This is a genomic window from Capnocytophaga sp. oral taxon 878, from assembly GCF_002999135.1.
In the GTDB taxonomy this organism is placed as follows: Bacteria; Bacteroidota; Bacteroidia; order Flavobacteriales; family Flavobacteriaceae; genus Capnocytophaga.
Genome location: NZ_CP027229.1, coordinates 1,022,055 through 1,038,545 on the forward strand (window position 1 = coordinate 1,022,055; position 16,491 = coordinate 1,038,545).

Consider the following 16,491-nt stretch of genomic DNA (forward strand, 5'->3'; position numbering starts at 1 on the left):
ATTGTTGTTTATAGTGTTCGTATTCTTTCATTAGTTTGTTGTAAATTAGGTGAGCTACTTTCTTAGCACCACGTGCATTAAAGTGGGTATAATCCTTACTAGCTAAAGATGGATTGGCTTCTACCCATTGTTTCATACTACCTTGCCCACCCATCAACTCGTAAAGATTGATAAAGCCAGAATGGGTACTGCTGGCATAACGCTGTTGTGCATTTGCCAAAGGTACTACTGCTTTATCGGTTTTCATTTCCATATCAACCTTAGTTGATTTATCGGCTGTTGAGATAATGAGTATAGAGGTATTAGGGAAACAAGCTCTTAACTGATTCACTACACGGCTCATACCACGCTCATACCAAGAATAATCTAACGTGCCATAGTTCAATACATTTGCCCCAAAGTGTAGTACAATAAGATCATACCCGCCTAAAGACTCATCAAAGTGGTTCATTAGCTCGGCATTGAAAAGTGATAAGGGTAAGCCAGAATTACCTCTACTAGAAAAGTTATCGACGTATACACCTTCTTTTTGGGTTGAACTAACCCCATAAAAAGGGATAGAATCGGTATTGTAAAAGGTAAGGCGTACTGATTTGGTAGTTTGACCATCGGTGAGAGGCAATACATTAAGGAGCTTATCGGTATTGAGGGTTTTTACTACTTTTACAGTATCGTAACTGATTTCAACAGTAGCTTCCTTATTACCTGATTTACCATAATATAAAGCAGGAGCATAAAGCTCATTAATATGTGCCTGTTGTGATGATTTGTACTGCAACCAAGTACCATTACCTTGTGTAAAGAACACCTGTCCGCTAACGCCAAAAGGGCGTTTGGGGCGTTTTACATTCACGTAGGACTGGGTACGCCAAGTGTTGGAATAGGTATGTGTTACGCTACCTCTGGACTTGGCAGACTCGGACGCTATAGGCAAAAAGCCAATACCGTTACCGCCATAAGCCTGTTGGAATAGGGCTCTTAAATCTTGTACTATAAGGTCGCCATCGGTCATTGAATCGCCATAGTAACCTATGCGTATTTTTCCTTTTTGAGTAGTTTCTAAGTTTTTTAGTTTTTTAAAGAACCCTAACAGATACTGTTCTGTTTTCTTTGGTTTCTTAATATCGACTAATGAATCATTGGCTTGATGTAAAACTGAGTCGATTTTAGCACCTCCTATGGCTTCTATCATTAAGCTATCCATAACCACATTGGTTGTGGGAGCGCTTTCTGGAAAAATGCGTGGAGGCAAATACTCTTTGAATGCTACAAATAAAAGAGTTGCTAATATTATGATGATAAATGCTTGTTTAAAATAGGAGGTTTTCACGGTGTAATTTCAGTTCTTTTCAGGGGGCAAAAGTACAAATTATTTTTTAATTTACAATTACCTGATTTAAAATTTGGGCAGTTCCCAACGATATTTAAGGGATAGCAATCGGACTGCTATTACTACCATTATAGTAATGAATATCACTAAGTTATGCTCGACAAAGCTATTAATTAGAAAGTAAACGGTTCCGCCAGCAATACAAGCTGTTGCGTAAATTTCTTTATGGAAAACGGCGGGCAACTTGTTAGCCAATATATCACGAATTACGCCTCCGAAGCTACCTGTCATAGTGCCTAAAATTATGGCTATGGTAGGTGACAAGCCAAAGCGTAGGGCTTTTTCAATCCCTATGATGGTGAATACTCCTAACCCAATGGTATCAAAGAGTATTAGTGATTTGCTCCAATGCTCGGTGAATTGTTTTTTGAAGATAACGGTTATTACTACACTGATGACTATCATCAAGATGTAGGTAAGGTTATTCATCCAAAATACGGGTATGCTGCCTATCATAATATCACGTAGGGTGCCCCCTCCTACTCCTGTTACGAAGGCTAAAATGAGCATACCGAATACATCCATACGGCGTTCTAAGCCTACTAATACGCCTGAAACGCCAAATACTGCTGTACCTATTAAGTCCCAAAGGTAAATTTGGTCAATCTCTGATAATACTTTGATAAAATCTTCCATTTTTAAGTTTTTATTTTTATTTCCAAATTTCTGTAAGTTTCCAACTATCGGCTACTGGCACAAATACATAAACAACGCCGCTTTCGGTGTTCTTACAACACACGTTATGAGGGTAATAAGTGAATGTATAGGTCTGTAGATTATGAATATCATCTGTTATGATTTCTTCTTCGGTAAGTAATACACTGCCGTCTTTTTCTACTGAAAAACGCAGTAGAGGCTCATCTATGTGTTGTTGCCTGAATGCCATATTGGCTGTGAACTGCTTAAAAAAAGTAGGAAATTGTTTTTGGGCAGCTTTTAGCTGTTTTGTTTGTTGTTCTATCTCGGTGTAGGGTTTCCAGTTACCGTCTTTTTGCTGTACAAATACCTGCTTACAATCTTCTTTAGGGATTACAAAAGTGTAGATATGCACATCGGTATAGGGCAAACGGCTGAGTAGCTGGCAGCGATAATACGTTTTATTGTCCTTTTGGATACTATCTTGCACCCAATAAGTGCGATTTTCACCTGCTATGCTTTGTATTTGTTCTATTTTAGCCTTTACTTCTTCCAACTGGGTTACTGTTTGCTTTGCAGTATCGGCATTACAAGCCTTTTTAAAGCTAATAACAGAATTATCACAAGAAAAAAGGAGTAGAAATAGGGTAATTGTTAAAAGGATTTTCATCTTTCAGATATTACTTTTACTTTATAATCCAACTTATCTACATCTATATTTTCAGGAATTATAGGTAAAGTATCCATCTTTTCAAAAAACAATTCATAGCCACACTTACTCTCAAAAATATCAGGCTCATTTACATCTAAAAAGCCTAATACTTTTACCCCGTAATTACCTGCTGGAATATCAAATCTATCTCCTGTATCTGCATTTAGTTCTTCTCCTTCTACATTAGGTTGAGGATTTAGACTTTTTCCTGTAGCAAAATCGGAATAATTACTTTCGTAATCCCAACTCATTATCATATAGATATCTTCTACAGCTAACCTTCCGCTTTTTACTTGTAGAGGTAATGAGACTTCATTTTTAAAAACTACCCATTCGGTAGGGATTTCACTTTTAGTAGTTGTATTTATAAGTATTTCATAATCCAAAGGTTCTATATTATAGATAGGTAGTAATATTCCTCGTTGGATACTTTCGTCACCTATTGCAGGGTTATTGATGAAGTATTTCAGTAAATCGTCATCTTCTATACCTTTTTCGAGTAGGAACTCTTGTAGTACTACTGGATCAAAGAGTACAAACCCAGGAAATTCTAACATTAATTCTGTTTTATAGTGTATCATTATTGTTATATATTTTTAAGTTTCTTTGTTCTACTTATACAAACTCAAAGCGTACCATTCCGTCTACATCTATTTTGGTGAGTTTTACTTTGTGGAGGGTATTTACTAAAGCAGGATCCCAAGGGGCTTTTACTTTTACATAGTTCTCGGTAAAGCCGTGTATGTATCCTTGCTTGTTATCACTTTCAAAAAGTACGGTTTTTTCTTTGTCGAGCTGACTGGTATAAAAGGCGTTGCGCTTTTTGGCTGAGAGTCCGCGTAGCATTTTGCTGCGTTTGGCTCGGACAGCATCGGGGACTACCCCTTCCATAAGTACTGCCTCGGTATTATCACGCTCGGAATAGGTAAATACGTGTAGGTATGAGATATCCAAATCATTGAGGAAGTAATAGGTTTCGAGGAAATGCTCATCGGTTTCGCCAGGGAAACCTACAATGACATCGACCCCTATGCAGGCATCGGGCATTACTTCACGTATTTTGGCTACCCTACTGACATAGAGCTCGCGCAGGTAGCGGCGTTTCATCTTTTTAAGGATTTCATTGCTACCACTCTGTAGGGGGATATGAAAGTGGGGTACAAAGGTTTTGGATTGTGCTATAAAGTCGATTGTTTCGTCCTTAATAAGGTTGGGCTCAATAGATGAGATGCGGAGGCGTTCTATGCCTTCGACCTTATCGAGTGCTTGTACGAGTTCTAGAAAGGTGTGTTCGTGCTTTTTGTTGCCGAATTCACCTTTGCCGTAATCGCCTATATTTACGCCTGTAAGTACTATTTCTTTGATGCCTTTATCTGAGATTTTTTTGGCGTTATTTAATATATTTTCAATAGTATCACTGCGTGAAATACCGCGAGCCATTGGGATAGTGCAGTAGGTGCACTTATAATCACAGCCGTCTTGCACTTTTAGGAAAGCGCGTGTGCGATCGCCAATAGAGTAGCTACCTACATAGAAATCGGTTTCGGAAATCTCGCAGGAGTGTACTACGCCTTCGTTATTTTTGGTAAGATCATCGATATACTGGGTGATATTGAACTTTTCTTTGGCTCCTAATACTAAATCGACTCCATCAACAGAGGCGAGCTCTTCGGGCTTGAGCTGGGCATAACATCCAACAGCAGCTAAGAATGCTTTAGGGTTAGTTTTCAGTGCTTTGCGTACGATTTGCTTAAATTGCTTATCGGCATTTTCGGTTACGGAGCAAGTGTTGATTACATATATATCGGCGGGGTCGTCAAAATCTACACGCTGGTAGCCTTCTTCTTCGAAGCTACGTGCAATGGTAGAGGTTTCGGAAAAGTTGAGTTTGCACCCCAAGGTATAAAATGCTACTTTTTTCATTTTTAGGTGTTAGGTATTAAGCGTTAAATGTTAGAAAAGAAATCTCTTTCCAAGAAATATTGCACAATAGCTTTTTTCATCAGTATGGTTTGTTCACCAGGTTTTAGGTCGGGAAGTTCTTGCACCAAGCGGTAGTGAGGCCATCCGTCGGGGTCGGTGAACTGATATTGGTAATAGCCAAAAGGCTCCAATAATTTGCAGATGCCAATATGCATAAGATCGACTTTTTCATCTTTGGCATAGGAGCGACCTAACTGTCCTAACTCCTGAACGCCAACGAGATATATGATTGCATCTACCCCTAAGGTTTCGCCTTCGGCAAACTGCTTAGAGAGGCGTTGTACGACCTGATCCCAGCGTGCTTTTAGCAATTCGTGTTCCGTCATAGTGAATTATTTAGGGCGCAAATGTACGAATTTATTATCAAATATCAAGTTTTAGGAATTAGTGTTTGTTGTTGGAGATTGGAGAGGAAATGGGTTTGGGGGATTTTTGGGGGATATAGGAGTTTTGAAGAAAATGTAGTGTTTGGGAGATTTTGTTGCGAATTTCGCAAAAAGAAGGTTGAGGAAGGAAGAGGCTGATTATCAGAAAAGTAATGTTTATCCTTCGTTTATAGTTCGTTTATCCTTCGTTATAGGTTCGTTCATCCTAAGGGATAGCTATAAGCTTCTTGGGGTAAGGGTGAAACTGTAATAGAATGATTATTAAGGTATTATATTTTTAGAGGGAGGGAAGGTTGGGGGTTGGGTATTTTTGAAATATTAGCAATAAAAATGAGAAAAAGATGATATTTTTTTATTTTTTAGTGAGTAGGTGGAATAGTATTTGGTTTTGGTGTGTTGATTATGATAGTTTGATAAGAAGATATGTAGTGTTTGGGGGTAAAAATCGAATGGTGTGTTAGTATTTTGTTGATTTGCTAACTTGACAAATTATTTGTACTTTTGCGCTCGAATAAACTGTTTTTTATGAATTATATAGAATATACTTTTACGATTGCGCCTATGGGCGTAGCTTCTGAAATATTGGTAGCAGAACTTGCTGAAGTAGGTTTTGAGAGCTTTGTAGATACAGACAACGGACTACAAGCCTACATACAAGAACCCCTTTGGAATGCTAATATACTCTCTGACATACAGATACTTAAGAGCGATGAGTTCGTGATTACTTATACGCACCAAACGATTGAACAGGTGAATTGGAATGAGGAATGGGAAAAACATTTTGAGCCTATTACAATAGAAAATGAATGTACCGTGCGGGCTACCTTCCACCCTGAGGCACATACGCCTTACGAAATAGTTATAGACCCTAAAATGAGTTTCGGGACTGGGCATCACGAAACGACTTATATGATGTTGCAATTTCTGTTAAAAGAAGAACTTAAAGGCAAGAAAGTACTTGATATGGGTTGTGGTACAAGTGTGCTTGCTATTATGGCAGCCAAACGTGGGGCTAAGGAAGTGCTTGCTATTGATGTGGATGAATGGTGTGTAGAAAACTCAACTGAAAACGTACAACGCAATGGCTGTGAACACATTAGGGTACAATTAGGCAATGCAGATTCATTGGCTAATGAAAAAGAGTTTGATGTTATTATTGCTAATATCAATCGTAATATTTTGCTGAACGATATACCTCAGTATGTGCCTGCCCTTAAAGCAGGAGGTAAGCTGCTATTGAGTGGTTTTTACAAGGAAGACATACCTCTTATTCGTGAAAAAGCAGAAGCATACGGGTTGCAATATATAGAAAACTTGGAACGCAATAAATGGGTGGCAGTAAAATTCGTGAAACAAGCCTAATGAATAATACTTTTGCTGATAGAATTATCCAATTTAATACCGATTTAGAGTACAACAAATCCTTGCCTAAAGATTTTGATGTGCTTAATCCTTATATGGATAATCCTGAAACAATGGAGGTGATGAAGGCTTTTTATCACAAATTCTACAACGATAATTGCGAGCGGAAATTTATTATAGGCATCAACCCTAGCAGACATGGTGCTGGGGTTACAGGGGTTCCTTTTACTGATACTAAGCGATTGGAAAGTGAGTGTGGTATTGGAATGAAGTCGGCATATACGCACGAGGTATCATCAGTATTTATGTATGATATGATACAGCAATATGGTGGGGTAGGTAAATTCTACAGTGATTTTTATATCAACTCTCCTTTTCCTTTGGCTATAGTACGCAAAAGCAAAGATGGCAAATGGGTTAATGCTAATTATTACGATGATGAGGCACTCTTTAGGTGTGTAAAAGACTATATGATAGAGACCTTAAAGAAGCATATTGCCTTAGGAGTAGATAGCCAAAAGGTATTTGTATTAGGTAAAAAGAATGCTACTTTTTTGCAGAAATTAAATAAAGAAGCTGGTTTATTTGGTGAAATGGTAGTGTTAGAACATCCTCGCTTTATACAGCAATACAAATCAAAAGAGAAGGAACTGTATATTGATAAGTTTTTGATGAGTTTTGGAATATAAACAATGAAGGAATACGACGTTCTTGTAATAGGTAGCGGACTCTCGGGGCTCTTTTCGGCTTTGCTATTGGCAAAAGCAGGAAAGAGCGTATGTGTATTGGAGAAAAACCAACAATACGGAGGTAATTTGCAGACTTTTATACGTAAAAATACGCTGTTTGATACAGGAGTGCATTACATAGGAAGCCTAGCAGAAGGAGAGGTACTATATGAGTATTTTAAAGATGTAGGTATTGCTGATTGTCTTTCGGTAGAACGTCTTGATATAAATGGTTATGACCGTATTTGTTTTGGCGATACTCCTAATGTAATGTATCCTCACGCTCAGGGGTATGAGAACTTTGTACAACAACTCCTCACCTATTTCCCTAATGAAAAGAAAGCCTTAGAAGAATATGCACACACAATGCAATCTATTTGTGATAAGTTTCCACTTTACCGTCATAAACAAGCTGTAGCCAATTACGATGTACATACACTCTCCTTAAAACTATTAGACTTCCTTAACAGTATTACCAATAATGAACGACTCAAAGCAGTGCTATTAGGCTCTAACTTCCTATATGGAGGTACTGACGAACAGACACCTTTATACGTACATGCCCTCACTGTTAATTCGTATATAGAAAGTGCGTGGCGACTTACACAAGGGGGTAGCCAAATTACTGACTTGCTCATTGAAAAACTCCGCCAATACGGTGCAGACCTCTTCAACCAAACAGAAGTAGCTGCTTTTGAATACACTGATGGAAATACAATAAACACTGTAATTAGCAAACAAGGAGGCGTTTTTAAGGCAAAACAAATCATTTCGGCTATAGATATAAAACAACTGCTAAACATTACAGGAAAAGCACCTTTTAAGCCTTCTTTTTATAAACGCGTGCAGAAACTACAACCTACAGTAGCTCCCTTTTCATTACACCTAATACTAAAACCTAACAAATTTGCTTATCTGCCTTATAATATATATTGGTTTAAGGATAACCAAAGTGTATATCAATCGGGATGGTACCCTACTAATGATTTTCCATTATCATATATGTTATCTATGAATCCGCCTAAAGATGGAGGAGTTTATACTGATAACATTACGCTGCTTACCTATATGAATGTTGATGAACTACATCGCTGGCAAGATAGTTTTACTACCAATACAGAAGGTAATGGCAGGGGCTCGCATTATGAACTCTTCAAAAGGCAGCGCGCTATGGATTTGCTGGATGTTGTAGCCCAGCAGTTCCCTTCCTTGAAAAGCTGTATTACTGATTACTACACTTCAACCCCGCTTACCTATCGGGATTATATAGGTAGCCCTACGGGGGCGTTGTATGGCTACAAAAAAAACGCTAACCATATAATGGAAAGCGTTTTTATGCCACAAACTCACATTAAGAATTTATATGTTACTGGGCAAAGTGTTGGTATGCACGGACTAGTAGGAGTTACCATTAGTGCAGTGCTTACTTACCAAATCTTAATGCGATCTTCAGGTTTTTTATAAAGTTTATCACCTTCTTTTACATCAAAGGCTTTGTACCAAGCATCAACATTGACAAGTGGCCCAAATGAACGGAAATATCCTGGGCTGTGAGGGTCTGTTTTTACTTGATTGGTGAGATATTGCTCTCTGGAAAGTGTGCGCCATACAGTACCCCAAGAGATAAAGAAACGTTGGTCTTGAGTAAAGCCGCTTATCTTATCTACATTACCTTTGTCCTTAAGGTACATTTGTAAAGCATCGAAAGCGATGTTCACACCACCAAGGTCGGCTATGTTTTCGCCACTGGTAAAAGTTCCATTTACGAAGATACCTTTTACAGGCTCATACTTATCATATTGTTCGGCAAGGGCTTTTGTAGCTTTTTGGAAGTTCTCTTTATCGGCTGGAGTCCACCAATTTTGCAAGTTTCCATCGCCGTCAAACTCAGCTCCGCTATCATCAAATCCGTGAGTCATTTCGTGTCCTATTACAGCTCCAATACCCCCAAAGTTCACTGCTGGGTCGGCTTCGAAGTTAAAGAAAGGAGGCTGCAAAATAGCTGCAGGGAATACGATTTCATTGTATAGTGGATTGTAATATGCATTCACTGTTTGAGGTGACATACCCCATTTGGTTTTATCAACAGGTTTGCCTACTTTTTCTAAACTTTTTTGATAAGCCCACTGGCTTACACGTTGCAAGTTGGCAAAGTATACAGATTGGGCTGCTGGTTCGATAGTAAGTTTAGAATAGTCTTCCCATTTATCGGGGTAGCCTACTTTTACGGTAAATTTGTTGAGTTTGGCTAGGGCTTTTTCTTTAGTAACATCGGACATCCAAGCTACTTCTTTGATGTGTTGTGCGAAGCTTTTTTTGAGATAATCTACTAAAGTGACCATTTCTTCCTTAGCTTTGGCTGGAAAGTATTTTTCTACATATAACTTACCGAATGCTTCGCCTAAAATACCATTAATAACGCTTAGGGCGCGTTTGTTCATTGGGCGTTGCTCTTGTTGTCCTTGCAACTCTTTGCTATAGAAGTTAAAAGATAGTTCGTCTAATTCTTTAGTAAGATTGCTAGCGTTATCGGCTACTAACTGGTAACGTAGGTAATCTTTGATAAGAGGCAAGGTTTTTTCGGTAATGAGCTGGTCATATTGCTTATATAAGCGGATTTCGGAAATGACTACTTTATCGGTATTAACACCTACATTTTTAAGGAACTGTGGCAAGTTTAGGTTTTTCACTAACTTGCTAAGCTCGGTCATTGTTTGAGGGTTATAGCTAAGATTAGGGTCGCGATCTTCTTCATTGGTGAGCATTAATTTAGCTACTTTTCGCTCAAAATCAACTATTTGCTGAGCTTTTTCTTCAGCTTTTTCATCTTTAAGTATTTTGAAGATAGCTGCTACGTACTGTTGGTATTTGTTCAATGCTTCGGTATTTTCTTTGCTATCTTTTTGGTAGTAATCGCGCCCCATACCGATACTGAAGTTACCGAGGTAAACGGTGTTCATATTAGAATCTTTCATATCGGCATATACGCCCCATCCGCAGATAGGGTTTTCACCTTGAGTGGTGGCTTCTTCCAAGTATTTTTGAAGATCGGTGAGGTTTTTGATGGCTTCTATTTTGGTAAGGTAGTTTTCAATAGGTTTAAGACCTTCGGCATCGCGTTTTTTCCAATCGATAAAAGATTCGTAGAGGTCTTTTATTTTTTGTCCTTCACTACCTTGTGCGAAGCTTTCTTTGAGGAGGTTATCCAAGATGAGTAAGCAGTTTTCGTCGGTTTGCTCACGTAGGATATGGAAAGACCCCCAAGTAGGTTTATCGGCTGGGATTTTGGCTGTTTTAACCCAAGAACCATTTACGTAGTTATAGAAATCATCTTGTGGGCGTACGGTTGTATCCATATCGGCAAGTACGATCCCTTTGTCGGCATTGGCATTTTCTGTCATTGTATTTTCTGGTTTTTTGTTATTTCCACCGCAGGATACCATTAGCAGTACGGAGGAAAATAGCAGTGTGTTTTTTACTGTTTTTCTCATTGTTTTGCTTATTTTTTTGATTGATGGGACAAAAGTACAAAACATTTTTTAATTAGCAATGAATAATTATTTTTTTAGAGGATGTGTTTTTGCTGTCATACTGATTACCAACTATCCTTCGTTTATAGTTCGTTTATCCTTCGTTATTCGTTCGTTCAATGTGTAGCCTTCTTATCATTGAATTTGAGCATAAAAAAACTTTGCTAAACCTGAAAAAGGTTTAGCAAAGTTTTTAGTTTTGTAATTTCTATTTTTAATAAATATCAAGAGTTCTTTCTTCTTCAAAGCCATCGGGCATTGTGAATATTACGATATATTTGCCTTTAGGGAGATAGATATTACCATCAGTAGCTGTGGGTAAGAATATCTTTTGCAGACTCTTTTCATAGGCTACTTTACCTTCGGCTGATACAGTTAAATCATAAGGAATGTAATTAAAACCTTTATTAGTTTTGTAGGTAAAACTTTGTAAGGTTACTTTGCCTTTCATTATTTTTACTGGAATTTCGGTACCTTCTTCGGAAGCGAAAGCATAAAAATATACATTAGGTTTTAAAGGAGCTTCCCATTCATTGGCGGCATTACCCCATTGTGATGAATAAGGCATCGTAATAGGCGTTTCAAGTGGATAAAAAGCCTGTGTAGTAATAGCGGCGCGCAACTCTTGCATCATCTTTACTGAAGTGCGATAGATACCTCTACCCGAGGTAGCTATGGTCATATCTCCTGTTGCTTCATCAATTGTAATATCTGCTATACTTGTTTCAGGTAATCCTTTACTAAAAGGTTGCCAACTCTCTCCTAAGTTAAAAGAAATATAGAGCCCACTATCTGTACCTATATACAATAATTGGTCGTTTTTAGGATCTTCACGGAGTACATTTACATTGGTATCAGGCAGGTTAGAGCGTATATCTGTCCAGCTTTTACCATTATCATTACTTACAAAAGCAAACGGTTCATTAGTAGTATTATCAGTATTAACAAGGGTTGTAAATACGCGGTTGCGTTTGTGTTTGGAAGCGATTAAATTATTGACCTTAAGAGCCCTAGGGAAGGCGTTGTATATTTGCTTCCATGATACACCTCCGTTATCGGTAGTATATACCATACCATCATCACTACCTGTATAGAGCAAGCCAAACATAAATGGCGACTCAGCTATAGCGGAAATGGTACCATAGGCCTTATTACCTTGTTTATTTCCATTGGTTACATCATCAGAAATAGTACGCCAATTGCGTCCTTTATCCATAGAGATATGTAGCTTATTACTACCTATATAGATAATATCTTTGTTTTGAGGAGAAATAAGCAGAGGAGCCTTCTCACCAAAACGTAAAGGAGCTTTGTTCTCACTATAATATACACTCCCTAAAGGAAAAAGTTGGTCTCTATCAGGTAAAAAAGTAAAGAAACTACCATAAGAAGTAGCTGCGTAGCTGTCGTTACCAAATGAAAGAGAGTGTATTGACTTTTTAAAAGTATTCCAATGACTATTTCTCTGTGCTAACACTGCTTGCTCACTCACATAATAAGGAATTTTATGAGAGCTATCGTATGCTAGTTGACTAAAGGCCATTGCTTGAGGCACATTTTTAAGAGCAAAACTCCTACCATTATCATAAGAGAGTTGCAGCCCATTTAAAGTAGTACAAAAAAGTGTTCTTTGTTGCTGATAAAGCTGTTCATAGCCACTTTGTAACGAGACTGGTTGCTTGCTATGCCAAGTTTTACCTCCATCTTGTGATTCCAACAAAGGATAACCTGCCACAAATAAGTGACTTTTATTTGTAGGGTCTACACTAATTCCTCCAAAACGCTCGCCATTCTGGTAATACACATCATTTAGAGGCTGTGCATTCGTTTTCTGCCAAGTATTACCACCATCGGTAGTTAAATATACCTCAGCTCCTACTACCTCTTGGGTACTTGCTCCTAAATAGCTAAGTAATTTCGCCGGCGAAGTTACCTCTGCCACTATCATATCTTTGAGGTTTTGAGCTGTATATTTCTCATCTTGTCCTATATTATGCAAAAATATATCAAGCCGATTGTTGTCCAATGCTAAAAAATCACTTTTGCTCATATTATCAAAATCTTGAGCTGAAAGATGAATACGAGAGGTTTTTAGCGGACTATTACTAGTCTCTTTCCTTTTAGTATTGCGGTTATCCACTACTGCATAATAAGTTTTAGCATCAAAAACAGTAATACCTATACGTCCTATATTTCCTCGTAAGAAGCCATTAGTACTAATTTTTGTCCAAGTATTACCCTTATCTGTACTTTTATAAATAGCGCTATTACTGCCATAAGGTTCACTATTCCACAATGTGCTATTCACTTCCCAAGCTACTGCCAAAAGTACACTATGATCAGGTGAGGCTACAAGTTGTGCAATACCAGTACGGGTACTTATAAACTGTTTTTGTTGCCAACTCTTTCCCCCATCTGATGTTCTAAAAACACCACGTTTTTCATCTGCTTTATACGGGTTACCTAATACCCCTGCTACAAGTTCCTGCGGGTTGGAAGGGTTGATATACAAACTATTAATACCTTGCATATTTGTTAGACCTCTAAACTCAGTTGTCTTACCCTTGTCATTAGATATAAATACACCATAAGAAGTCCCAACAGCTATTGTGCCTGATTGCCAATCAGCTGCCAAAGCCGTTATACTTTGGGTAGGCAAGATAACACATAGCTGTTCATAAGTCTCTCCTCCATTTTGAGTTAGCCACAAGCCTCCATTTTGAGGGGCTACCATAAACTCATTGCTATTCTTAGGGTTCACGCTAAAAGCACTAATGCGGTTCCCTACCTCTTTTACTATTACTTGCTCAAAAGGCGTTTCTCTCACCCATGAATTGCTCTTTAATTCCTCTTTCTGGCGTAGTGAAAGAGGCAACATTTCTTGAGCCGCAGCAGTAGTAGCTATTAATAAGAATAATATTAAAAGATTATTTTTCATAGTTATCAGGAAAATATTTTTTTTTAATTGTTGATTCAGTCACCTAAAATATAACTTTTATCTAACCAAATCAACAAGAAATACTATATAAGATACACAGACTTTTTTTTCATTGTCTGAACAATTTTCACATCTCTTTTACATATCTTCAAAAGAGCTTAGCAGATGAACAAAAGATAGTTAGTGAAATAACATATCAGTCTATAATAACACTCCCAAATAAATACTCTTAATTTAACTGCTCCTCTGTCTGATATGCCAAAAAGTGATCCACAACCTCTTTCAGCGGACTATTTACCTCAGATCTTGCTGATAGTTTTCTCAAGCAAATAATACCCTCCTCCCATTTTTCACCTTCTACAGCATTTAAATAACGATTTAGCATCCATACAAGGTGCTGTGTAGGGTGTTCATCTAAGGTCTTATACAATAAAGGAATATAAATATCCTCTTCAAATTTCTCTAAATAGTGTACTATATTACCCGGACTGCCAAAATTAATATCAGGATTGTTGCCCAACAAACTGAATAAAGGCTCTAAATAATCAGTATCTACTTCCTCAGGAAGCAGTTCTTCTAAGTAATACAAAAACTCTTCATCCTCATCTGTTTTTTCAAATTGGTAATGACTGATAAGGTCTAAATATTTCTGTTTCTCTTTTAATTCTTCTTTATTCACTATCTAATTATTTTTATAACAGCCCTTTTTCTATCAAGACTTCTTCTATTAGGATAAGTTTATATACACTAACCCTCAAAAAATCTCTCAAAATACTTTATAGCTCTTCAATAGTTAGTTTACATTGCAAATATTCCTAAAACACTATCAACTATAAAACCAAAACTCTTTTATCTTTAACAGAGTAATTACTAATTATCAAGTGTTTTAATCTCCATATTGTCGTATTGCACTATATACACCCCTTGGTTTTCATAGCCACCACCCTTATATGAATTCTTTAAGTAAGCAAACTTATTTTCTAAAAAAGAGGTCTCACCTATTTTACTATTAGCACTATCCAAATTACCAGCTACTCCTAAGCGTAATATAGTATCCATTGTAAGGTCAAAACCACGAATAGCGTACTTATTAGGCAAAATACCGTATGTTTTCAAATATCTGCTTGAAAAAGTATCATTACCGTTAGAGTATTTGTTTATGGTAGGATAAGTAAAACGCAAATCTGAAAGCTGGTTGTTAGACAAGCTATTTGAATCAAAAACCGTACCTCTCTCTACAGTAGTAAGTGTAATTTTAGGAGTTGTGTTATTCTTCTTCACTTTCAGTGCATTATGCAATAAGCGTACTGCCAATGATACATAACTAATATCATTTGATTGCAATATCACCACATTTTCCTTACCATAAGTCAAAGCATTAGAAAAGCCTGTAGCCGACATTTCTGTTACTACTTTTGCATTAGGAAGCACTCGTTCTAAACGCTCTCTCAATGAAGCATTTTTGCTATCTGCCAAAATAAGTACATTAGCATCACCATAGTTACGAGTAAGATAAGCTATCATCTGTGCTTGTTGTACCTCATCTGTAGGAAGTGTTTGGTACACATTAGGGTTCAGTGATATGTTTTTGTTAGATAGTGGTGCCAAAATAGCTGTATTGCTGTTTAGCATTGGGGCTAAAGTATTAAAAGCCTTATTAGCAAAAGGTCCTATTACTACTTGTGAGCTCTGTACTGCTGGGTTTGCAGCTATCTTCTTCAAGTCTCCTTCACTATCAAATACATTTACTTTAAACTTATACCCCATTTTTTGTAGTGAATCTAAAGCTATCAACGCTCCTGAATAAAAATCAGTAGCCACAGGGGTTATTTTATTATCAGTAAGTCGGGTACGAAGGGCTGCCATTTTATCATTCCCTGTAATATCAGCTACTTTAAAAGGTAAAATATACGATATTTCCCTCACATTAGTAGGTGATGAAGCTGTGCGTAATGAATTATTCGAGTTCTCAAAGCTATGACTTACATTAGCAAAAGCCGAATTTCTATATCTATCATAATTCTCCTTAGGTATCCATATTTGGGCATCTGTTTTTAAGCCATCTTTCATTGCTGGGTTTAGCTTTACTATTTCAGCTTCCGATAAGCCAAACTTGCGCTCCAAACTATAAAATCCTTCTCCTTTTTCTACAAAATAAAGCACCAAATCTTTATTAGTATTAGGGCGTTCAGGCTCTTGTACTTGTGGTTCAGTAGTATCCACAGCATTAGCTGGTATCCATATCTCCTGACCCTCTTTCAAGTTATTAGGGTTAAAGCCTTTTTCTTTTTTATTCATACGCTCCAACTCTTCTACACTTACATTGTGGTTCTTAGCTATTTTCCAAAGGGTTTCTTGGGGTTTTACCACATAGCGTTTTTGTCCTTGAATGCCTTTTTGTACCATATCAGGCGTTTTATTGAATAACGGAATTGTAACCCGCTCATTCTCTTGCAGCTCTCTGGTATAAAGTTCTAAGTTATAACGCTTCAAGTCATCTATTGATATGCTATACTTTTGTGCCAACCCAAAAAAGGTTTCCTTAGGCTGTACCACATGTGAGGTAAATCCTACAGGACGTTGTGTGCTGTAGTGTTTCACCTTGCTCACCGGAATATTAATGGTTACTCCTTTCTGTATCCCTTCTTTTAATCCTGGGTTCACTTTTATAATATCAGCTGGCGAAAACCTATAAGTTTTAGCAATACTCTCAATACTTTCATAATTGCTCGCTGTATGTTTTTGTTGTGCAGCAGCAATGGTTAGTGATAGCAGGAAGGTTAGTGTTAAAAAACGTTTCATATAAGCTAATGATGAATTATGTTA

The 16,491-nt window shown here is 37.4% G+C and carries 12 protein-coding genes and 1 pseudogene; 3 read left to right on the forward strand and 10 right to left on the reverse strand.

Annotated features, from left to right (window positions below; all coding sequences use genetic code 11):
- Positions 1 to 7: 7 nt before the first annotated feature.
- From C4H12_RS04625 to C4H12_RS04650, 6 genes and pseudogenes are all read right to left on the reverse strand, one after another.
- Positions 8 to 1,330, reverse strand: a pseudogene (locus tag C4H12_RS04625) (GDSL-type esterase/lipase family protein); the annotation flags it as partial.
- Positions 1,331 to 1,396: 66 nt separating this feature from the next.
- Entirely contained in the window at positions 1,397 to 2,026 is a 630-nt protein-coding gene (locus tag C4H12_RS04630; RefSeq protein WP_106097891.1) for a trimeric intracellular cation channel family protein, read from the reverse strand.
- A gap of 16 nt (positions 2,027 to 2,042) precedes the next feature.
- Positions 2,043 to 2,696, reverse strand: a complete 654-nt coding sequence (locus tag C4H12_RS04635; protein WP_106097892.1) for a DUF4348 domain-containing protein — start codon at positions 2,694 to 2,696, stop codon at positions 2,043 to 2,045.
- A complete protein-coding gene (locus C4H12_RS04640) occupies positions 2,693 to 3,319 on the reverse strand; it encodes a hypothetical protein (RefSeq protein WP_106097893.1) in 627 nt (208 codons plus the stop codon). Before C4H12_RS04640 ends, C4H12_RS04635 begins: the two co-directional genes overlap by 4 nt.
- A 34-nt stretch (positions 3,320 to 3,353) precedes the next feature.
- A complete protein-coding gene (mtaB, locus tag C4H12_RS04645) occupies positions 3,354 to 4,661 on the reverse strand; it encodes a tRNA (N(6)-L-threonylcarbamoyladenosine(37)-C(2))-methylthiotransferase MtaB (RefSeq protein ID WP_106097894.1) in 1,308 nt (435 codons plus the stop codon).
- 23 nt (positions 4,662 to 4,684) lie between these two features.
- Entirely contained in the window at positions 4,685 to 5,047 is a 363-nt protein-coding gene (locus C4H12_RS04650) for a hypothetical protein (protein WP_106097895.1), read from the reverse strand.
- A 585-nt stretch (positions 5,048 to 5,632) separates the two neighbouring features.
- Between C4H12_RS04650 and prmA the strand changes: the two genes are divergently transcribed.
- The 3 genes from prmA to C4H12_RS04670 are packed head-to-tail and all read left to right on the forward strand — an operon-like array spanning position 5,633 to position 8,661.
- Positions 5,633 to 6,469, forward strand: a complete 837-nt coding sequence (gene prmA, locus C4H12_RS04660; protein WP_106097897.1) for a 50S ribosomal protein L11 methyltransferase — start codon at positions 5,633 to 5,635, stop codon at positions 6,467 to 6,469.
- Positions 6,469 to 7,158: an SMUG2 DNA glycosylase family protein gene (locus C4H12_RS04665; protein WP_106099429.1), complete on the forward strand. Its 690-nt coding sequence runs from the start codon at positions 6,469 to 6,471 to the stop codon at positions 7,156 to 7,158. Before prmA ends, C4H12_RS04665 begins: the two co-directional genes overlap by 1 nt.
- Before the next feature lie 3 nt (positions 7,159 to 7,161).
- The gene (locus tag C4H12_RS04670) at positions 7,162 to 8,661 is read left to right on the forward strand and encodes an NAD(P)/FAD-dependent oxidoreductase (RefSeq protein ID WP_106097898.1); all 1,500 of its coding nucleotides are present in this window, start codon (positions 7,162 to 7,164) and stop codon (positions 8,659 to 8,661) included.
- On the opposite strand, the gene C4H12_RS04675 is transcribed toward C4H12_RS04670, so the two are convergent.
- The 4 genes from C4H12_RS04675 to C4H12_RS04690 form a co-directional block, all read right to left on the reverse strand.
- Entirely contained in the window at positions 8,625 to 10,688 is a 2,064-nt protein-coding gene (locus C4H12_RS04675; protein WP_106097899.1) for a M13 family metallopeptidase, read from the reverse strand. The genes C4H12_RS04670 and C4H12_RS04675 overlap by 37 nt on opposite strands.
- A gap of 253 nt (positions 10,689 to 10,941) precedes the next feature.
- Complete coding sequence (locus tag C4H12_RS04680) at positions 10,942 to 13,665, reverse strand: hypothetical protein (protein ID WP_106097900.1); 2,724 nt, start codon at positions 13,663 to 13,665, stop codon at positions 10,942 to 10,944.
- Between the two features lie 229 nt (positions 13,666 to 13,894).
- Positions 13,895 to 14,344, reverse strand: a complete 450-nt coding sequence (locus C4H12_RS04685) for a hypothetical protein (RefSeq protein ID WP_106097901.1) — start codon at positions 14,342 to 14,344, stop codon at positions 13,895 to 13,897.
- A gap of 191 nt (positions 14,345 to 14,535) precedes the next feature.
- Positions 14,536 to 16,467 carry a LysM peptidoglycan-binding domain-containing protein gene (locus tag C4H12_RS04690; RefSeq protein ID WP_106097902.1) on the reverse strand — a complete coding sequence of 644 codons (1,932 nt, stop codon included), beginning with the start codon at positions 16,465 to 16,467 and terminating at the stop codon, positions 14,536 to 14,538.
- Positions 16,468 to 16,491: the final 24 nt, after the last annotated feature.